Source organism: Paracoccus sp. UBA889, assembly GCA_002294185.1.
Taxonomy (GTDB): Bacteria; Pseudomonadota; Alphaproteobacteria; order Rhodobacterales; family Rhodobacteraceae; genus Paracoccus.
The window spans coordinates 210,707-230,237 of record DBFD01000050.1 but is presented as its reverse complement, the minus strand read 5'-3'; the positions used below and the strand labels follow the sequence as shown (position 1 = coordinate 230,237).

The 19,531-nt window shown below is 66.7% G+C and carries 21 protein-coding genes; 3 read left to right on the top strand and 18 right to left on the bottom strand.

The genetic code is table 11. From position 1 onward, the window contains the following. Positions 1-105: 105 nt before the first annotated feature. From B4L36_RS10830 to ubiA, 3 genes are all read right to left on the bottom strand, one after another. Positions 106-435 (bottom strand): hypothetical protein, encoded by a 330-nt coding sequence (locus tag B4L36_RS10830; protein WP_292956724.1) that lies wholly within the window; start codon positions 433-435, stop codon positions 106-108. Between the two features lie 30 nt (positions 436-465). Continuing rightward, the gene (locus B4L36_RS10825; RefSeq protein ID WP_292956721.1) at positions 466-2,649 is read right to left on the bottom strand and encodes an OmpA family protein; all 2,184 of its coding nucleotides are present in this window, start codon (positions 2,647-2,649) and stop codon (positions 466-468) included. 61 nt (positions 2,650-2,710) lie between these two features. Then, positions 2,711-3,649 (bottom strand): 4-hydroxybenzoate octaprenyltransferase, encoded by a 939-nt coding sequence (gene ubiA / locus B4L36_RS10820; protein WP_292956718.1) that lies wholly within the window; start codon positions 3,647-3,649, stop codon positions 2,711-2,713. A 15-nt stretch (positions 3,650-3,664) separates the two neighbouring features. On the opposite strand from ubiA, the gene B4L36_RS10815 reads away from it, so the two are divergent. Together B4L36_RS10815 and B4L36_RS10810 are read left to right on the top strand one after the other, a co-directional pair. Further along, entirely contained in the window at positions 3,665-4,411 is a 747-nt protein-coding gene (locus B4L36_RS10815) for a 16S rRNA (uracil(1498)-N(3))-methyltransferase (protein WP_292956715.1), read from the top strand. A 177-nt stretch (positions 4,412-4,588) separates the two neighbouring features. Then, entirely contained in the window at positions 4,589-4,783 is a 195-nt protein-coding gene (locus B4L36_RS10810; protein ID WP_292956712.1) for a DUF1127 domain-containing protein, read from the top strand. A 204-nt stretch (positions 4,784-4,987) separates the two neighbouring features. Here B4L36_RS10810 and B4L36_RS10805 read toward each other — a convergent pair whose 3' ends face one another. From B4L36_RS10805 to B4L36_RS10765, 9 genes are all read right to left on the bottom strand, one after another. Continuing rightward, on the bottom strand, positions 4,988-5,416 hold the full coding sequence (locus tag B4L36_RS10805; RefSeq protein WP_292956709.1) for a hypothetical protein: 429 nt from the start codon (positions 5,414-5,416) through the stop codon (positions 4,988-4,990). 192 nt (positions 5,417-5,608) lie between these two features. Continuing rightward, the gene (locus B4L36_RS10800; protein WP_292956706.1) at positions 5,609-5,929 is read right to left on the bottom strand and encodes a hypothetical protein; all 321 of its coding nucleotides are present in this window, start codon (positions 5,927-5,929) and stop codon (positions 5,609-5,611) included. A 3-nt stretch (positions 5,930-5,932) separates the two neighbouring features. Continuing rightward, complete coding sequence (locus tag B4L36_RS10795) at positions 5,933-7,303, bottom strand: glutamate--cysteine ligase (RefSeq protein WP_292956704.1); 1,371 nt, start codon at positions 7,301-7,303, stop codon at positions 5,933-5,935. Positions 7,304-7,356: 53 nt separating this feature from the next. Continuing rightward, positions 7,357-7,887 carry a hypothetical protein gene (locus B4L36_RS10790; RefSeq protein WP_292956701.1) on the bottom strand — a complete coding sequence of 177 codons (531 nt, stop codon included), beginning with the start codon at positions 7,885-7,887 and terminating at the stop codon, positions 7,357-7,359. Beyond that, positions 7,875-8,729 (bottom strand): GNAT family N-acetyltransferase, encoded by an 855-nt coding sequence (locus tag B4L36_RS10785; RefSeq protein WP_292956698.1) that lies wholly within the window; start codon positions 8,727-8,729, stop codon positions 7,875-7,877. The genes B4L36_RS10790 and B4L36_RS10785 overlap by 13 nt, the downstream gene beginning before the upstream one ends. 37 nt (positions 8,730-8,766) lie before the next feature. Then, the gene (locus B4L36_RS10780) at positions 8,767-9,201 is read right to left on the bottom strand and encodes a molybdenum cofactor biosynthesis protein MoaE (RefSeq protein ID WP_292956695.1); all 435 of its coding nucleotides are present in this window, start codon (positions 9,199-9,201) and stop codon (positions 8,767-8,769) included. A gap of 3 nt (positions 9,202-9,204) precedes the next feature. Further along, on the bottom strand, positions 9,205-9,453 hold the full coding sequence (gene moaD / locus B4L36_RS10775; protein WP_292956804.1) for a molybdopterin converting factor subunit 1: 249 nt from the start codon (positions 9,451-9,453) through the stop codon (positions 9,205-9,207). Beyond that, positions 9,446-10,078 carry a CDP-diacylglycerol--glycerol-3-phosphate 3-phosphatidyltransferase gene (pgsA, locus tag B4L36_RS10770; RefSeq protein ID WP_292956692.1) on the bottom strand — a complete coding sequence of 211 codons (633 nt, stop codon included), beginning with the start codon at positions 10,076-10,078 and terminating at the stop codon, positions 9,446-9,448. Before pgsA ends, moaD begins: the two co-directional genes overlap by 8 nt. A gap of 159 nt (positions 10,079-10,237) precedes the next feature. Further along, complete coding sequence (locus tag B4L36_RS10765) at positions 10,238-10,621, bottom strand: hypothetical protein (protein WP_292956689.1); 384 nt, start codon at positions 10,619-10,621, stop codon at positions 10,238-10,240. A 301-nt stretch (positions 10,622-10,922) separates the two neighbouring features. On the opposite strand from B4L36_RS10765, the gene B4L36_RS10760 reads away from it, so the two are divergent. Then, positions 10,923-12,872 (top strand): glycosyltransferase family 2 protein, encoded by a 1,950-nt coding sequence (locus B4L36_RS10760; protein ID WP_292956686.1) that lies wholly within the window; start codon positions 10,923-10,925, stop codon positions 12,870-12,872. Positions 12,873-12,878: 6 nt separating this feature from the next. Here the strand turns inward: B4L36_RS10760 and B4L36_RS10755 are convergent, their stop codons facing one another. The 6 genes from B4L36_RS10755 to B4L36_RS10730 form a co-directional block, all read right to left on the bottom strand. Further along, the gene (locus B4L36_RS10755) at positions 12,879-14,051 is read right to left on the bottom strand and encodes an amidohydrolase (RefSeq protein WP_292956683.1); all 1,173 of its coding nucleotides are present in this window, start codon (positions 14,049-14,051) and stop codon (positions 12,879-12,881) included. Positions 14,052-14,121: 70 nt separating this feature from the next. After that, the gene (locus tag B4L36_RS10750) at positions 14,122-14,955 is read right to left on the bottom strand and encodes a shikimate dehydrogenase family protein (protein ID WP_292956681.1); all 834 of its coding nucleotides are present in this window, start codon (positions 14,953-14,955) and stop codon (positions 14,122-14,124) included. Between the two features lie 146 nt (positions 14,956-15,101). Further along, positions 15,102-16,988, bottom strand: a complete 1,887-nt coding sequence (locus B4L36_RS10745; RefSeq protein WP_292956678.1) for a bifunctional sugar phosphate isomerase/epimerase/4-hydroxyphenylpyruvate dioxygenase family protein — start codon at positions 16,986-16,988, stop codon at positions 15,102-15,104. An 11-nt stretch (positions 16,989-16,999) separates the two neighbouring features. Further along, positions 17,000-18,538, bottom strand: a complete 1,539-nt coding sequence (locus tag B4L36_RS10740) for a tripartite tricarboxylate transporter permease (protein WP_292956675.1) — start codon at positions 18,536-18,538, stop codon at positions 17,000-17,002. Further along, positions 18,538-19,050 carry a tripartite tricarboxylate transporter TctB family protein gene (locus tag B4L36_RS10735; protein WP_292956672.1) on the bottom strand — a complete coding sequence of 171 codons (513 nt, stop codon included), beginning with the start codon at positions 19,048-19,050 and terminating at the stop codon, positions 18,538-18,540. Before B4L36_RS10735 ends, B4L36_RS10740 begins: the two co-directional genes overlap by 1 nt. 77 nt (positions 19,051-19,127) lie before the next feature. Next, positions 19,128-19,531, bottom strand: a 404-nt coding sequence (locus B4L36_RS10730) for a tripartite tricarboxylate transporter substrate-binding protein (protein ID WP_292956669.1), incomplete at its 5' end; no start/stop codon positions are given.

The window sequence follows — 19,531 nt, the reverse complement described above, 5'->3', positions numbered from 1 at the left end:
TCCTGATGCGCATCGCCTTGTTCAGCACGCCGGCAGGCCGGGTTGGGACGACGGGCGCGCAGGGCGAGGATCGGCGGCACGGCTCGCCGGCTTGCGCGACCGATCTCAGCGGCGGACCAGTTTCCGCTCGATATAGTCGCGCAGTTCCTCGACCTCGGCGCGGCTTTCGCGCAGCCCGTCCATCGCGGCCTGCAGTTCCGATTCGGTCCCTGCAAGGCGGCTGGACAGGTCTGCCTCGACCTCTTCCAGGCGCGCGACGGCCTGGTCGCGCTGTTCTTCGGTATCGTGCAATTGCTGGGCCATTCGGTCCAATTCGGACATGTCGGCACGGGTGCGCCGGGTCAGGCGATGGACGATCCAGCTTGCGATCCAGCCCAGCAGGAAGGCGCCGAACAGGATGATGGCGGTGACGGTGATGAATTCGGTTCGGTTCATGCGCTCTGGTTCTGGTCGCTCTGGTTTTCGCTATGGCGCGGGGGTGGTGTCTTGCTGTTCCTGCCCGGTCGCGGATGTCGCGGCATCCTCGGGCCGGGGCGAGGGGCGGGGCGTGTCGGCGCCGGGCGTCTGAACCGGAAGCCTAACGGTTTCGTCGCGATCGTCCAGTGCCGGAACCTGTTCGCTGACCCCGACGGTCGCCGGAACCGCACGGCTTTCGCCCGCCTGCGGCCTTTGCGGTCCCTGAACGGCATCGATCGACGTGGCCGCGCCGCCTTCGGGCGCCATTCCCGAGGAGGTCGCGATGTCCGGCGCGGGCGGTCCCTGCAGCGGCGCGACCGGCTCGCTGGTGACACCCTCGCGCAGGATCGGCACCGGCAGCGGGGTATTGCGGATCGGCATCTCCGACAACAGACGGAACTCGATGCGCCGGTTCTCCTCGCGCCCGGCCTCGGTGTCGTTGCTGGCGATGGGCTGGCTTTCGCCATAGCCGCGTGCGGTCAGGTTGGCGGTGTCGATCCCGGCCTCGGCCATCGCCGCCACCAGCGCCTGCGCACGGGCACGCGACAGATCGGCGTTGAACCCTTGCGATCCCTGCGCATCGGTATGCCCGCCGGCCTCGATCTGGAAATCCGCGCATTCGGTCATCGCCTCGGCCAGCCGCGCCAGCGTCGGCTGCGGATCGCCCGCGATGGTGGACTTGCCCGGCTCGAATCCGATCTCGGATTCGGACATGATCAGGTTCAGCCGCCGCACACATTCCTGACCATCGGGCAGGTCCAGCGCCGGGTCCAGCCGGCGGTCATAGCGGATCGACAGGGCATAGCGCGCGCCGGCCCCGATCCGGTTCGACAGGGCGGCCGCGGCATTTTCGGCGGCATTCGGATCGCCCGAGGTGCCGGCCATCCGCAGCATGTCGGGAGTGACCTGAACGGTCCCGCTTTCCAGAACGGCCATCGCCTCCAGCGCGCCGATCACGCGCACCGTCCAGCCATCCGGCACCGCCGCATCGCTGCGCAGGCTGCTGTCCACCTCGGAAAAGCGGGCGCGGGCAAAGCTGTCCACCGCCTCGCGCATCGGCACGTCGGCGATCCGGCCGCGCATCGACAGCGCCCGGTCGCCGCTCAGCGCGGCGATGAATTCCGCCGGCCCGGCATCCTGCCCGGATTCACGCTCTAGTTCGGCATGAAGCGAAAAGACGCGCGGCAGGGCCTGTTCCAGCCGACCGGCCGCTTCGTCAAAGCGCACCTGCGTCACCGCCTCGGGCGCGGTCAGAGCCACGTCGGCGTCCGAAATCGTGACCGTTCCCTGCCCCAGCCGCGCCACCGCCGCGATGGCCTGCTCGGCGGCCTCGTCCCAATCCGGGCTTGGTGCGCCAAGGCCCAGGGTGCAGCCCGGCTTGCCCTGCAACCCCGCGCTCAGCGCCGCCTCAAGGATCCGCTGTCGCCCGTCTTCGGTTGCGGCCGAGCAGGCCTCGAACCTGGGGCCGTCGCCGTCGATGACGAATCGCATCGTGAACGGCGCGATGACCGGACGCGGCGCGGTGATCTGGCTGGTCAGCCTGACGCCCTTGGGCACGGCGCGTTTCAGCGCGGTTTCCAGCCGGCCCTTTTCGGCGCGGCTGTCGGTGATCGCGGCCACCGTCACCGCGCCCGGCTGGATCGAGATCTTGGCGCTGCCGGCCATCTGGGCAGCCTGGATGCCGTAATCCAGCGCCGCCTGCCAGCCCTCGGGCAGCTTGTAATCGGCGGTCTCCAGCAGGTCGGTCACTTTCGGCGCCGAGGTTTCGCTGCGCAGCGACCGCAGCAGCGCGTTGCGGTCGGTCGAGGCCGGAACCAGCCCGATCAGCGAAATGCCCTGCGGGTTGCGCAGCAATTCGACCTTGAAATCGGGCGGGTCCAGCGCCTCGGCGGCGGCGACGGTCATCTGATCCAGGATGCGACTGGAATCGACTGCCGTGGCGGCCTGCGTCATGGCGCGGAAACGGTCCACCTCGCTTGGCGCGGTGCCTGTCAGCCGCACCTGCAACCCGTCAGTCTCGACCCCGGCCCAGTCATATCCTGCGCTGCGCAGCGCGACCTGGACATCCTGCAACGACCGATCTTCGATGAAAGCCGCCGTGGATCGCGCGCCCCACCAGCTCAGCCCGCCCGCCAGAGCGAGGACGAGGATCGTGGCCAAAGTCGGGGAAATCCTGCGGCGCAAGGGTGCCATGCGATGGGCCTTCGGCTGTTGCGGGTCGCATCCCTCTAGCGTCGGCCCGCCGGGCGTGCAATCAGCTCAGCCCGGCAAGGGCGAGAAACAGCGCAAGGATCAGCCCGGCATCGCGGTTCGACCGGAACAGGCGAAGACAGCTATCACCATGATCCGGCTTGAAATTCTTCAGCTGCCAGGCCAGATGCGCGGCAAAGCCGGCCAGACCGATAGCGGCGATCAAGAGATTGCGATGGCTCAGCAGGATGGCCAGCCCCAGCAGGGCGACCGCCAGCATCGCGATGCGCGCCAGATAGCGGGGGCTGTTTCTGCCGAACAGGCGCGCGGTGGATTTGACCCCGATCAGGGCGTCATCCTCGACATCCTGATGGGCATAGATCGTATCGTAGAAGATGGTCCAGGCGATGCCGCCCAGCCAGGCCACGACAGGGGCCAGATCGACCTGGCCCGCATGGGCCGCATAGGCCAGCATCACCCCCCAGTTGAAGGCAAGACCCAGGAAGATCTGCGGCCACCAGGTAAAGCGTTTCGCGAATGGATAGATCGCCACCAGCGCCAGCGAGATGACGCCCATCCAGATCGCCGCCGGGCCCAGTGTCAGCAGGATCGCCAGCCCGACCAGCCCCTGTGCCAGCAGCCACAGATAGGCGCCGCGCAGGCTGATGGCGCCCGAGGGAAGGGGCCGCGACCGGGTGCGGGCGACCTGCGCGTCGATGTCCCGGTCGGTGATGTCGTTCCAGGTGCAGCCCGCGCCACGCATGACGAAGGCGCCGATGGCGCAGGCGATCACGATCCAAAGATCGAAGAGCCGCGGCGCATCATACATCATCGCCAGCCCGACGCCCCACCAGCAGGGCAGCAGCAGCAGCCACGTCCCGATGGGCCGGTCGGCCCGGCTGAGGCGCAGCCAGGGCCGCCAGCGCTCGGGCGCGTATCGGTCCACCCAGTTGCCCTTCGGCGCGTCGATGACGGCATCTGGCCTTTCGGTCCGGCTTTGCATAGCGTCTGGCCCATCATGGCAAGGATCAGATTGTTCATAGATCACCCGCTGGCGCCCGGGCAAGCCGTGCCGCTGGCGCCCGCGCAGGCGCATTACCTGTCGGGGGTCATGCGACTGGGCGCGGGCGCGGAAATCGCGGTCTTCAACGGCCGCGATGGCGAATTCGCGGCCCGCATCGCGCAGGCGGGCAAGCGCGGCGGAACGCTGGATGTCGGCCAACAGACCGCCCCGCAGCGCGATCCGCCCGATCTGTGGCTGTTGTTTGCGCCGATCAAGAAGGCACGCACCGATTTCATCGTCGAAAAGGCCGCCGAACTGGGCGTTGCCCGCATCCTGCCCGTGCAGACCGACTTCACCAATTCCGAACGCATCCGGCAGGACCGTCTGCAAGCCCACGCCATCGAAGCGGCCGAACAATGCGGGGGTACCTTCGTGCCGCCGGTCGCGGATCTTCAGCCCCTTGCGCGGCTTCTGGACGGATGGGATGGCGCGCGCCGTATCCTGTGGGCGGACGAGGCAATGGCGGGCCCGGCCGAGACGCTGGCCGGTCTGCCGCAGGGGTCGTGGGCCATCCTGATCGGTCCCGAGGGCGGGTTTTCCGAAGCCGAGCGATCGCGTCTGGCGGCATCGCCCTTTGTCGACCGAATCAGCCTGGGCCCCCGGATCCTGCGCGCGGATACCGCTGCCGTTGCGGCAATCGCGCTGTGGCAGGCCGCCCTGGGGGACTGGCGCGCAGACAGGCAGAAAAAGAACCCGGCATAGCGACATTCCGTGACCGTTTTGCGACCATCGGGACCGCCCAAGCCGCTTTAATCCCTGCGTTTCTTGCATATCGGCCTTGCGGGACGCATGGCTGGTATTCCGCCTTTGCGCGACCTATCTACCCGGCATCCGAAACACTGCCCTGTGAGAGGGCAAACTGGAAATGCAGGTGATATGATGTCGGCCATAGAAACGAACCGCAGCCTTGCTGTCGGAGGTGTTGGCAACGTCGTCGCACGCATCGCCGCGCTGGTCTCGGGGTGGAACGACACCCGCATGACCCGGCGCGAGCTGAGCCGCCTGTCGGATCGCGAGCTGGACGATATCGGTCTGTGCCGCGGCGACATCGAGCGGATTGCGCGCGGCTTCTAAGGCTTCAACGCAGACAAGACGAACGAACCCCCATGCAATCGCGCGGGGGTTTTTTCTTTGCCCGCGTCACCACCTGGATCGAGGCGACGCTCATCCGAATCCTTCGGCGGATTCCCGACGCAACCCTGTTCCGACTCCGTTTCTTCGCCAGCCCGGAATACATGCAGCGCAACGCAGCCGATTCACGAACAGGATCATCCTGTTCTAGCGCTCGGCCACCAATCTGCGGCCGGACGGGCGCAGAGGCCGCGACGGGGCGACGGGGCCCTGCGGCTGCGGCTCTGGCTGGGTCGCGATGTCGGCCATCGGAGCGGTGGTGAACGGCCGCGATGCGGCGCTGGTGGTGGTGGCAGAGGCCACGGCGGCAGGGCTGATCCCGCCGCCCTGCCAGGCCAGTTTCTGCAATGCATCGGCACCGCGCCGGGCCGATCCGGCCAGCGAGATCAGCGACAGACACGCCCCCGCCAGCAGAATCAGCACCGACAGACCGACCAGACCCATGAAGACCGACAGCGGCGGAATGCCTTCGGACTGACGGATCTGCACGAAGACCGCCCCCGACAGCGCAATCAGGCCGATCACGAAGACCAGACCGACCAGCCGCTGCACCCATGTCATCAGATCCGCCCGCATCGCCTGCCCCCTTCTTGCTTTGCTTCCGACCTGCCACCGCTTGCCGCCCGTTTCAAGCAAGGCGGGCGGCGAATGAGGTCATATTGTCGTGCGCCGCGGCGCCGATCGGAAGGCGGATGGCGGCCGGCCCACCGCGAACCCTGCAGGGTTTCGGACGACGGCGAAAGCCGGGCCAGACGCGCCGGCGGCAATTCAGGGGGTCTGGCGGCTGACCAGTGCTTCGACCGCCTCGGCGGTGCGGCGGGTGTTGTTGTAGATGCCCAGCCCCAGATAGATGATCCCGCCCACGACGATCAGATAGATCGCGCCGCCGAACAGAACCGCGAGGCCGCGCAGGAAGCCGCCCTGATCGCTGAACATCACCACAAGGCCGCTGACCACCACCGCGATCGCGCCCAGCGTGATGAATATGTTGACGATCCATTCCATCGACCGGATGAAGAAATCGCGCATCTGCAAATACTCCGGGGCTGACAATCCGATCAGCGTGACACGCGATGCGCGATCACGCAATCGTCAGTAGGAGTATTCGGCATAGATGCGTGACAGATCGCCCTGCCATTCGCCGTGATGTTTCGCCAGCAATTCGTCCGCCGGAACGCGGCCGGTCTCGACGCTTTCCCTCAGCGCGTTCAGGAAATGCGTCTCGTCGGGGATCAGCCCGCCGGCGCCCTGCCGCGCGCGGTTCTTCAGGCCCTGTTCGGCGATGGCCAGCACTTCGCGCGCCAGATCGTGCAGGCGGATGCCGCCGGCTTCGCCCTGCAACGCTTCGCGTCCGGCCGCCCGGCGCAGCCCTTCGCGCGTCTCGTGGTCCCAGCCCTTGACCAGATCCCAGGCCGCGTCCAGCGCCTGCTGGTCATAGGTCAGCCCGACCCACAGCGCCGGCAGCGCGCATAGCCTGCGCCACGGCCCGCCATCGGCGCCGCGCATCTCGATGAATTTCTTGACCCGCGCCTCGGGAAAAACCGTCGTCAGGTGGTCGGCCCAATCCGACAGCGTGGGAATCTCGCCCGGAAGGGCCGGCAATTCGCCCTTCAGGAAATCGCGGAAGGACTGGCCCAGAGCATCGAGATAACGACCGTCGCGATAGACGAAATACATCGGCACATCGAGGACGTAATCCACCCATGCCTCGTATCCGAAGCCGTCCTGGAACACGAAGGGCAGCATCCCGGTGCGCGCCTCGTCAAGGTTCTGCCAGATATGGGCGCGCCAGCTTTTCATCCCGTTGGGCTTGCCGTCAAGAAACGGAGAATTGGCGAACAGCGCCGTCGCCACCGGTTGCAGCGACAGCGCGACCCGCAGCTTCTGGACCATATCGGCCTCGCTGGCGAAATCCAGGTTCACCTGCACGGTGCAGGTGCGATACATCATCTGCGTGCCCAGCGTGCCGACCCGGCCCATGTAGTCGGTCATCAGCCGGTAGCGCCCCTTGGGCATCATCGGCATCTGCTCCTGCGACCAGATCGGCGCGGCGCCAAGACCGATGAAGCCCGCGCCCATATCATCGGCCACGGATTTCACCTCGGCCAGATGGCCGTTCACCTCGTCGCAGGTCTGGTGGATGTTCTCGACCGGAGCGCCGGACAATTCCAGCTGTCCGCCCGGTTCCAGGCTGACATTGGCGCCGTCGCGTTCCAGCCCGATGATCTTGCCCTGCTCTAGGACCGGCGACCAGCCGAAGCGTTCCTGCAGGCCGGTCAGCATCGCCTTGACCGAACAATCGCCCTCATAGGGCAGCGGCAGCTTGTGATCCTTGCAATAGCCGAATTTCTCGTGCTCGGTGCCGATCCGCCAGGCCTCGCGCGGCTTCTCGCCCGAGGCGATATAGGCGGCAAGCTGATCGCGGCTTTCGATCGGGCCACCGCCCTGCTGGGGTATCGACATCGGACGGACCTTTCGCGGATTGCCGGTCGGTCACAGGTGGCAACAGCGGACCGTCAAGTCAACCCGCCGTGATCGGGCCTGCGCCAGACCAGCCGCGTCGCGTCGGGCTGTTCGCTGACATGCGCCAGCGCCTGCGAGACGGCGCCCATGTCAAGGCCCGGAAGCGCGGTAAAGCCGTGGGCCAGGACCTCGGCCCCGGCGGCATCGACGGGAATCAGCAGCGCCTCGCCTCCGGCGCTGCGCAGCCGCCAATGCGCCTGCCCGTTCAGCCGCAAAAGGCGGATCTCGACCAGATCGCGCAGCGCGATCTCGCCGCCCGGATCGGTCGCCCCGTAATAGCGGATCGCGCCCTCGATCAGTTCGACCACGCCAGGCGCCTCGATCGGGCGGCGAAAGGGCAGCCTGCGCCGGGCGCCGATGGCCAGCGACGCGCCGACCAGCAGCATCGCAAGCCCGAGCGCGGCGAAGAACCAGCCGCCGCGCAGCGTCAGCCACAGGCCCGCCAGCGCGATGGCGCCGGCGACCAGAACCTCGGACCAGCGCGACAGCCACGCGGCAATCTCGGGGCGGATCAGCGGCCGCATCGGGGCGCGACCTCGGCGGGCTGTTCGAAGATCACGATCCGCATCCGCCCCGCCGGTACAAAGCCGATCGCGGTATAGGTGCGGGCGGCAGCCTCCGACGCCGCGAACAGGAAGGCGCGGCCGGCGCCTGCTGCGCGCGCCTCGGCCAGGTGCAGGGCCAGCGCGCGGCGGGCAAGACGCTGACCGCGCAGCGTCGGGGGAACATAAACGCCGCCGACCTGCACGATCTCGGGCAGCCGCGCGTTGAAACCGGTCAGCGCGACCGGCTGGCCGTCGCGGGTGGCCAGCCGCAGCGAATCCCTGGCCAGCCACAGCGGCAGTTCGGCCACGGCATTGTCGCGCGCCTGCGCAGGGTCGTCACCCATGATTTCGATCCGGTAGGCCGCGCGCCAGTCGATCAGAAGCGGCAGTTCCGCCTTGCGCGGCGCGCGAATCGAAAGTCCGGCCGCGTCGGGCATCCGCAGATCGTTCAGCGCCAGGGCGAAACACGGTTCGATCCGGTCGAGGCGCGTCGGATGACGGTCGAGGCGCAGCGCCGCAAGGATGCGGGCAATCTGCGCGGCCTCGCCGTTGAGACCGGTGATGGAAAGATTTTTCAGCACCGCGGGCAGCGCGTCCCAGTCCTGCGAATCGGCATCGCGCATCTGCGGAAAGCAGACGCCGGCATTCGACAGGCCGAGGAAGGCGGTCCAGCCTGCATTGCGCCACAGATGCAGGGCGCGCGGATGATCGCCACCGATGCCGCGCTCCAGCAGGTTGGCAGGCAGGAAGATCGGACCTTCCGCGCGGTCGGCCAGCGCATCCAGCGCCTGCGCGATCTGCGATTGCGCGACCGCGATCACGGGCGGACGAAGCGGCTGGATATCGGCAGGCCGAAGGTCACCACCGCTTCAGCGCATCCTCGTCGCTGTCTTTCGCCGCGACCCATGCGCCGGCGCCGTCCGGGCCGATCTCGCGCTTCCAGAAGGGGGCGCGGGATTTCAGCCAGTCCATCAGATAATCCGCGGCCTCGAAGGCGGCACGACGGTGGCGGGCGGCGGTGGCGACCATCATGATCGGCTCGCCCAGGTTCAGGCGTCCATGGCGGTGGATGATCTTCCAGTCGGCAAGGCCGAAGCGGGCGGCGGCCCTGGCGCCGTATTCGGCCAGCACACGCTCGGTCATGCCGGGATAATATTCCAGCTCCAACGCCAGCATCCGGCCGGTATCGTCGCGCACGATGCCGGTAAAGGTGACGACGGCGCCGGCGCCGCGACCGAAATTCTCCATCTCGGCGGCAAGATCGAAGGGACCGGCCTGGACACGCGCCGACACGGGTCAGCCCCCGGTCATGGGCGGGAAAAAGGCCACCTCGCGGGCATCGTCCAGCGGCGCATCAAGATCGGCCAGTTCCTGATCGATCGCGCAACGCACGGCGCCCATGTCGGCAAAGGCCGACGCGTGCCATTCGTCGCGGTCGGCCAGTTCGGCGACCAGATCGCGCAGGGTCGCGGCCCGGGTCTCGATTCGCTCGCGAGGCTGGCCGATCCGTTCGCGCAGCCATGCGAAATAAAGGACATCAAGCATCATGCGCGGGATCCTTCAGATAGGGCAGCGCCTTGACGAAATAATCCCAACCTGTCCAACCGGTCAGCACCGCCGCGATCCAGATCAGCACCAGCCCGACCTGATTGGCAAGATCGGACCAGCTGTCGGACCAGGGCAGCCTGCCCTCGCCCACCAGCGGCGGCTCGCCGTGTTCGACAAAGGCAAGCCCCGTGCCCAGGAACAGGACCGCGATGGCGACCATCTGGAAGGTCGTCTTCCACTTGGCCAGCTTGGTAACCTTCAGCAGCTTCGCCTGCGCGCCCAGGAATTCGCGCAGGCCCGACACCAGGACCTCGCGGAACAGGATCACCGTGGCGGGCAGGATCAGCCAGGGATTCATGCCGGAATAACCGGTGATGACGATGATGGCGATGACCACCATCGCCTTGTCGGCAATCGGATCCATGGCCGCGCCGAACCGGCTTTCCTGTTTCCAGGCGCGGGCCAGATAGCCGTCGAACCAGTCGGTCACGGCCGCGACCAGAAAGATCGCCAGCGCCGCCCAATCGGCCCAGGGCCGATGAAAATAGAGAAACATCAGCGGCACGGCGGGCGCCGCGGCAAGCCGCAGAAGGGTGAGGATATTCGGGATTGTCCAGCGCATGGCGGCAAGCTAGTGCCTGCGCGCACGGTTGGAAAGAGGCGCTGGTGTCACACGGGACCGATCTGCCGCCCCGGCCACGCGACCGGCGCGCAGTCGGGGCGTGAGGCGGCCTGCCGTCTGGTCAGTTTCCATCGCGGCCCGGCATGCGGCCCTGCGGGATCACGATGCCTCGAGACTGGCCGGATAGAGATCGAAATCACGCCCGGCAATGGTCAGGTGCATCGCCTTGATCCGGTTCTCGCCGAAACGGTGCAGGCGGCGGCCGCGGACCGAGACGGGATCGCCCGGCAACGCCTGCGCCGGGGTCAGCCCCGCCGCCATGTTGCGGGCGCGGCGGCCCAGTTCGATGGTCCAGTTCATGCCGTCATGGGCGCGGACCTGCAGCGTCGCATCGCTGCCCGAGATATTGTTGTCGATGACGATCGCCTCCAGCACGATCGCCTCCTTGTCGAAGTCGGACCAGCGGTCGCTGGCAAGAATGTCGTCGGGCGCGAAGACGGGTTTGCGATCCGCTGAAATGCCGAAAGACGGTACGCGGGGCATGGCAGCCTCCTTCATCAAAAGGGGTGAGCAGATCGCAACCATAGCGCGAAGAGCCGAGTCTCGCGCGGTAGGAAAACACCGCAAAAACTGACCGGGCGGATAGGTGCCGAAGGCAGGGCTTGAACTTGTCTCGATGGCCCATCAGTGTCGGAAAGGATCGACAAAATCGCGCCCTGGCGAACCATGACAGGCGGAAGCGCCGGCGGCTGAAATTGTTCCCCGTGGAAAGACCGGTCCACAAAGCGATGGTAGGCAAATTCCGACCGGGCCGGGCACGAGAACACAGCAGAAGGACCAGCGCATGCCGCCTGATGGCACCCAAGACCAGCTTGCGCAGATCGGATCGCTGTGGATCGACGGGCCGCTGTCATGGCTGGAAATCGCCTCGATCCGCAGCTTTGTCGAACTGGGTCACGATTTCGTTCTCTATACCTACGGCCATGTGCCGAACCTGCCCGATGGCGCGGTGCTGCGCGATGCCCGCGAGATCTGGCCCAATGACGACATCATCGTCCATGCCAAGGCGAAAAGCCCCGCGATCCATGCCGATGTCTTCCGCGCCGTCATGGTGCGCGACACGCCGCGCGTCTGGGTCGATACCGATGTCATCGCAATGCAGCCCTTCCGCGCCGGGATGACCTGGTTTCTCGGCCATGAACGCGACGACAAGCTGCTGCTGGGCAATGCCGTCATGGGATTTCCGCCCGAATCGCGGACCAAGGATCTGCTGGCCGAATTCCTCACCTCCGATTATCCGATTCCGCCCTGGCTGCCCGGCCACCGTCGCGGACGGATGCAGGCTGAACGCGATCGCGGCGGCGACATGGATCTGGGCACCCTGCCCTGGGGCACGACCGGTCCCCGGGCGCTGACGCACTTTGCGCAGGAAACCGGCGAGATCATCTATGCCCAGCCCAGCGATGTGTTTTTCCCGATCAGCTTCCAGAAACGCAAGCTGCTGATCGAGAACGTCAATCACGCCCGAGCCCGCGAACTGATCGAGGACGGCGGCGCGCTGGCCGTCCACCTTTATTCGCGCTGGATGCGCAAGCATACCCGCAAGGCGCGCGGCGGGGTGCCACCGCGCAAATCCTGGATCGGTCATTATCTGGAACGGAAAGGTTTTGTCGACTACGACGCGATCGAGGCCGAGGCCACGAGGACCGTCGCGCGCAAGAGGGCGGGACCGCTTGAAAAGCTGGACCGGATCGACGAAACGACGTTTTTCGCCGACCTCGCGCGGCGCCAGGAAAACCTGCCGATCCCCGCCAATACCTCGCGCCACGGAAATGTGGTGCTGACCACGATGGCCAAGGACGAAGGCCCCTATCTGCTGGAATGGGTCGCCTATCATCACCTGCTGGGCTTTACCGACATCCTTTTTCTGACCAATGATTGCAGCGATGGCACCGACGAGATGCTGGACGCGCTGGCCGGGCTGGGGCTGCTGTCACGGCTGGATAACGGCGCCTGGCGCGACAAGCCGCCGCAACCGCGCGGGATCGCGCGAATCGGCAACCACCCGCTATTCGCCCGTGCCGACTGGCACCTGCTGATCGACCTCGACGAATTCTTGCAGATCAGGACGGGCGATGGTTCGGTCGATTCGCTGATCGACGTGATCAAGACCAACGGCGCGACGGCGATGCCGGTGACGTGGCGCTTTTTCGGATCGAACGGGCAGGCCCGCTATCGGGACGATTTCGTGACCACGCGCTTTACCGCCGCCGCCGACGACGATTTTGCCAAGGGCTACGGCGTCAAGACCCTTTATACCCATCAGCCATGGATGAAGCTGGCCATTCACCGCCCGCATCTGAAGCCGAAATACCTCAAGACCGACGAAAAGCAGCTGCGCTGGGTGAATGGCTCGGGCGAGGTGCTGAACGGGCGCAGGATCGCATGGAAGCAGAAGATGGACGAGGCAGGCTATGGACTGGCGCAGTTGAACCATTACGGCGTGAAATCGGGCGAGGAATTCCTGATGCGCCGGCTGCGCGGCGATATCCTGAACAATCACGGCAAATATGACGACGCCTATTTCCGCACCTATGATCAGAACAGCCTGCGCGACGAGGGCGCGGCCGAAATGGCGGGCCGGGTGCGGGCGCTGTGCGCGGCGCTGATGGAACAGCCCGCCGTGCGCGCGGCCCAGGATCTGATCACGGTCCGCCATGCCGAAAGGCTGGCCCGACTGCGCGCGTCCGAAGGCTATGCCCGGCAGATCGAGGCCCTGGGTTTCCGGCTGTAGCCTGGCTCAGCCCAGCACCTCGCTCAGCGCACGGATGAAGATGCGGGCGCCCGGTTCGATCAGGTCATCGGGGAAATCGTAATCGGGATTGTGCAGGCTGGCGACATCGCGGCCCGCGCCCAGCAGGAACATGGCGGCGCGGGAACAGCCGCCGAAACGGCCGAAATCCTCGGAGGCGCGCATCGGCAGGCCATTCGAGCCGACAACGAACCCTTCGGCGGCAAGCGCGCGCGACAGGATCGCGGTCGCCTCGGGGTCGTTTTGGCAATGGTGGAACACGTCGTGCCAGGTGATCGCATGGGCCAGTCCCGCGGTGGCGGCCGCCTGTCCAACGGTGCGTTCGGCTGCCGCGACCAGCCGGGCCATCCCCTCATCCCTCTGCGTGCGCAGCGTCGCCCGCAATTCCGCCTCGCCGGGCGCGATGCCGAATGCCGGCTCGCCCAGCCGGGCATGGGTGATCGTGACCAGCGAGAAGGCGGGATCGGATTGCTGGCCGCCCGACCCGAGCGCCGTCAGCGCGGGGACCAGCGCGGCCAGCGCCATGGCCGGCGAGACGCCGTGTTCGGGCTGCGAGGCATGGGCGGTGCGGCCGGTCAGCGCGATCTTCATGCCGCGCGAGGCGCAGTTCATCGGCCCCTCGGCCAGCAGCGCGTGACCCTGCGGCACGCCGGGCATGTTGTGCAGCGACAGCGCATAATCCGGCACGAGGCCGGCGAATTGCGGATCCGCGATCACCTTCGCCGCGCCCGATCCATCCTCTTCGGCGGGCTGGAACAGCAGGATGGCACGCCCGCGCGGCGGCCTGTTCCGCCCCAGCCAGCGCGCGACGGCGGCCAGGATCGCCATATGCCCGTCATGCCCGCAAAGATGCCCCTTGCCCGCCGATTGCGAGCACCAGTCGTGCGCCCCCTGTTCCTGGATCGGCAGCCCGTCAAGCTCGCAGCGCAGCATGACCGTGCAGCCCCTGGACAAACCCTCGAAGATCGCGGCGACGCCGAACCCGCCCAGCCCGGTCGCGATCCGGTCCGCCCCGGCATGGCGCATCGCCGCCGCCACCCGCGCGGCGGTCTGCCGTTCATCGCCGGACAGTTCCGGGCGGCGATGCAGATCGCGCCGCCATGCGATCAGTTCCGCGATGTCGCTGTCGGTCAGGACGCGATCGCCCTCGGATCGGGTCATGGCGCTGTCTCCTGAGGCTGCCGTGCCGGCGGGATTGAACAGAACCCGCTTGCGGCAGGCAACCCGGCAGTCAGTATCTGATCCTGGCCAGCCTGCGCAATTCGTCCGCGCTTGTGGTCGGATAGCCGAAGAATTCCAGATAGGCGGGGATCTGTTCGAACAGCATGTCGGTGCCGATCTGGGTCAGGCAGCCCCGCGCCCGGGCGGCGGCCAGAAAGGCGGTTTCCTCGCGTTTCATGACCACCTCGCCCACAAAGGTCCGGGGCGACAGACGCTCGACCGGCATCGGCATCGGATCGCCTTCGGCCATGCCCATCGGCGTGGCGTTCACGACGATGTCGAAACCCGCCGGATCGTTCCGGCCGGTCTCGACCCGCAGGGCGGGACAGGCTTCTTGCAGCTTCGCGGCAAGGCGGTCGGCTGAGGCGGCATTGATGTCGAACAGCGCCAGACGCGCCGCACCCGCGCCCGCCAGCGAGGCGGCGATGGCCGAGCCCACGCCGCCCGTGCCCACGACCAGGACCGAGGCCCCCGCGACCGCACGACCCTTGCGCAGCACGCCGCGCACAAAGCCTTCGCCATCGAACATGTCGCCGATCAGGGCGCCCGCCTCGTCGCGGCGCACGGCGTTGCAGGCGCCGCAGATGCGCACGGCGGTGCTGACCTGATCCAGCAGGTCCACGACCGCGACCTTGTGCGGCATGGTGATCAGCGCGCCCGCGAAGTTGCGCAGGCGCGCAAGCAGCGGCATGAAGGCCGGAAAGTCCGCCGTTTCGCATCCCATCGGCACGACCACGGTGTCGATGCCCCTGGCCTCGAACCAGGGGTTGTAGATCATCGGCGCCTTGAAGCTTTCCGTCGGCACGCCAAGATGGGCGATCAATTTGGTATGGCCAGAGATCATCGGTTCCTGTCCTTCAGGATCGGTTCAAGATCGGGTCGTGCCGGGAACACATTGCCGAAAGGCGGGGCGGGGCCGTCGGGGTTTGGCAGGGGGCCGGCGGGGTTGGGGCTGCGCCGGCGGGGGCGAGGCCGGTGGGGCAGCCCCGATCACGCACGCGGCATGTCCTTGGCACGCAACAGCCGCTTCAGCGCGGCGATGCGGAAGGGCGCGTTCGCGGCGCCATAGCCGTCATACCCGCCGCGCCGCTCGACGATCTCGAAGAACAGCCCCCCGGTCAGCGGGCGCCCGTAGAACTGATAGAACTCGGCCTCGCCCTCGGCCTCGTAGAGGATGTTCCAGCGGCGCAGGCGGGCGATGCGGTCGTCGTCCAGCCCATAGCGCGCCTGAAGATCGTCGTAGTAATTTTCCGGGATCTCCAGCGGCTGGAACCCCGCGCCCGCCATCGCCCGGGCGCTGGCAAGGATGTCGCGGCTGGCCAGCGCGATATGCTGCACGGCCGATCCCATGCTGTCGGCCAGAAAACCGCCGGCCAGCGTGCGGTGCGATTGGGCGCCGTTCAGGGTGATCCGCGTGGCGCCATCGCGGGATGCGATGGCCTGGCTGCGCACCAGCCCGTCGGGATCGGCCACGTCGATCATCGGCCGGCGGTCCATGTCGAAGATGGCGGTGTAGAACAGCGTCCAGCTGAGCATGTCCTCGTAATTCATCGTCTCGGCCAGATGATCGACGCGGATCAGGCCGAAATCGGTCGCGCTGTCGCCGGTGGCCTGGAATTCGATCCGCCAGACATCATCGAGGCCGCTTTTCGCGTCGATGAAATGCAGCACCGATCCGCCGACGCCGCGAATCGCCGGGATGTCCAGTTCGCCGGGGCCGGGCGGCTGGTGGAACAGTCTGGCGTCCAGCGCCGCGGCGCGGACGACGGTGGCCTGCGCATCCTCGACCCGCAGCCCGATATCGCAGACGCCAGTGCCGTGGTTCAGGAAAAAACTGTGCGCAAAGCCGGTTTCCTCGGTATTCACGACGATGCGGATGCCGCCCTGCCGCCAGACGGTGACGCGCTTGTTGCGATGCACGCCTTCGCGGTGAAAGCCCATCCGCGTCAGCGCCGCTTCCAGCGCCGGGGCCTCTGCCGCGTCCGAGGCAAATTCGATGAACTCGACGCCCTCGACGCCGAGGTTTTCCGGGATCGGCGGCAGATCGACATGCAGCGCCGGTTCGGCGCGGCGGACCTGATCCATCAGCCAGATCAGCGAACGATGGCCGTCGCGCGCGATGCCTTCGGGGCTGCCGCCGCGGAACTGGTCATTGAAGATTTCCAGCGACAGCGGCCCGCCATAGCCGGTCGCCGTCACGGCACGCATGAAATCCACCACCGGCAGATCGCCCTCGCCCGGCATGGTGCGGAAATGGCGCGACCAATACAGCAGGTCCATGTCGATCATCGGCGCATCGGCAAGCTGGACGAAAAAGATCCGGTCGCCCGGAATGCGGCGGATCGTGTCCGGGTCGATCCTGCGGCCCAGCGTGTGAAAGCTGTCCAGGATCAGGCCCAGTGCCGGATGATCGGCCCGGCGCACGATTTCCCAGGCGTCGCGGTGGTCGTTGACGTGACGGCCCCAGGCCAGCGCCTCGTAGCCGATCCGCAGGCCCCGCCGGGTGGCGATCTCGGCCAGTTCGGCCAGATCATCGGCGGCGCGGTCGATCCCGCCCATCGCCTGCGGATGGACCGAGGAACAGATCAGCATCAGCTCGGCGCCCAGTTCCGCCATCAGGTCGAACTTGTGCCGGGCACGATCGAAGGCGCGGGCGCGCAGCGTGGCGGGAAGCCCCTCGAAATCGCGGAAAGGCTGATACAGCATCACCTCCAGCCCGTGATCGCGGATCATCCGGCCGACCTCGCGCGGGTTGGCCGCATCCTGCAGGAAATCCTGTTCGAAAATCTCCAGCCCGTCGAAGCCGGCCGCCGCGATGGCGGCCAGCTTTTCGCGCAGGTTGCCCGCGATCGAAACCGTCGCAATGCCCGTTTTCATTCCCAGCCTCCCTACGCGCCCGAGCCGGGGGCGTCCTGGTCGTGTTCGATCCTTTCCAGACCGATCTTGCGGCGAAACCTGCGCCAGACCGGGGTCTGGCTGACGAAGATCATCACCACCATCGCCGCCAGAACCAGCGACAGCGGGCTGGTCGCGATGCCCCTGAACAGGCCCGCGACGCTGCCCTGTTCGGAAATGATCGCCCGGCGCCAGTTCTCGTCCAGCAGCCGCGACAGGATCACGCCCAGGATCACGGGGCCAAGCTGGTAGCCATAGGATTTCATGAAATAGCCCAGCACCCCGAAGGCCAGCATCCAGTAGACATCGGTGATCGCGTTGTTGACCGCATAGGCACCGACGATGGACAAAAGCAGGATCAGCGGCAGCAGCACGGTGCGCGGCATTTCCACGATCCTGGTAAAGATGCGGATGCCGGTCAGCCCGAAGATCAGCATGAAGATGTTGGCCAGCACCAGCGCGCCGGTGATGAACCAGAACATCTGCGGCTGATCGATCATCAGCATCGGGCCGGGATTGAGGCCGTGGATATACAGCGCCCCGATCATGATCGCGGTCACCGCATCGCCCGGAATGCCCAGCGTCAGCATCGGGATGAAGGCACCGCCGACGGCCGCGTTGTTGGCGGTCTCGGGGGCGACCAGACCCTCGCGCGCGCCTTGGCCGAAGGGCACTTCGGGGTTCTTGGTCACGCGCTTGGCGTGGTCATAGGCCATCAGCGCCGCGATGTCTCCGCCGGTGCCGGGCAAGGCGCCGATGATCACGCCGATGGACGAGGTTTGCAGCGACAGCGGCAGGTATTTCAGGATCGAGGACCAGGTCGGCACGATGCGGCTGATGGTCTGCTTCACCGCGGTCTTGTCGACATGGTGCAACTGCGCCAGCGCCTCGCTGACGCCGAACATGCCGATCATCACGGCGATGAAGCTGATCCCGCCCCAAAGCTGGGTGAACCCGAAGGTAAAGCGTTCCTCGGCTGTCAGCGGATCCATGCCCACGGTGCCGATCAGCAACCCCAGGGCGCCGGCAAAGATGCCCTTGACCAGGCTTTCGCCCGACAGTGATCCGACCAGCAGGATGCCCAGGATCGCCAGCAGCATGAAGTCCCGAGGCTGGAACGTCAGCGCGAAATCGCTGACCGCGGGTGCCGCGACGGCCAGCACGATGATGCCGATCAGCCCGCCGACGAAAGACATCACTGTGGAAATCCCGATCGCCTCGCCCGCCAATCCCTTCTGCGCCAGCGGATAGCCATCCAGCGCCGTGGCGATGGCCGAGGGCGCGCCGGGGATGTTCAGCAGAATCGCGGTGCGCGATCCGCCATAGACCCCGCCCATGAAGATGCCGACCATCAGGCACAGCGCCGGATAGACGTCCCAGGTGAAGGTAAAGCCGATCAGGATCGACACCGCCATGGTGACCGACAGGCCGGGGATGGCGCCGACATAGACACCCGCGAAGGTGCCCGCCGCGACCAGGAACAGCAGTTTCGGATCCAGCCAGGGGGTCAGGAAATAGCCAAGGGCCTCCATTATCGGGCCCCTCCGAACAATTGGCCGAAGGCGGCCAGCATCTCGGCCTCGGGGACGATCCCCGACGGCATCAGAACGGTAAAGATCAGCCGGAACACGATATAGACCAGCAACAGCGCAAAGGCCGACACGCCCAGCGCGAAGATCAGCCCGCCCCGGCGCAGATACAGGATCGAGAGCGTCAGAAACAGCAAAGAGGTCGGCAGAAAGCCCAGCGGGACCAGCAGCAGGGCATATCCCGCGATGAACAGCATCATCACGATGACCGCGGGCGGCAGGATGTCCTTCAGAAAGCCCGTCTGGTCGCGCTGCGTGTGGCGCCAGCCATCCAGCAGGACCAGGCCCGAACTGACGACCATGGCCAGCGCGACCGCCATCGGCAGCGCACCGGGCGAGCTGAGCGATTCGAATCCCGCGATGGCATAGGCCGACCACAGCAGGACCAGACTGACGATGAACAGAACCGCGTTGAAGGCGATCTCGCCCGCGCTGCGGTGGCGCTTGTCGTGCATGACCGATCCTCCCGAAGGTCATTGCAGGGACTTTCCCGGCCGCGTGGGCCGGGAAAGATCGCATCGCGAGCCGCAGATCAGGGCCGCGGGATGCCGAATTCCTCGGGCGACTTCTTGGCCAGCCCGGCATCGGCAATCAGCCAGGTGGTAAGCGACTGCCATTTCGACAGGAACTGGGTTGCCGCATCGCCCGACAGGCTTTCGATGACATAGCCGCGATCGCCCATCAGCTTCACGAAATCCTCGCTTTCGGCGCCCTTGGCATAGGCATCGACGAGCTTGGCGACCACGTCCTTGGGGGTGCCGTTCTTGACGAAGACTCCGAAGAACGGCCCCCAGGGCAGGTAATCGGCATATTCGGGATTGGTCTCGCCCAGGGCCGGAACCTCGGGCAGGGCTTCGGCGGGCTTGGTATCGATCAGCGAGATGGCCTTCATCCGGCCGCCCCTGATACCCTCGATGGCCGCGCCCAGCACGGCCG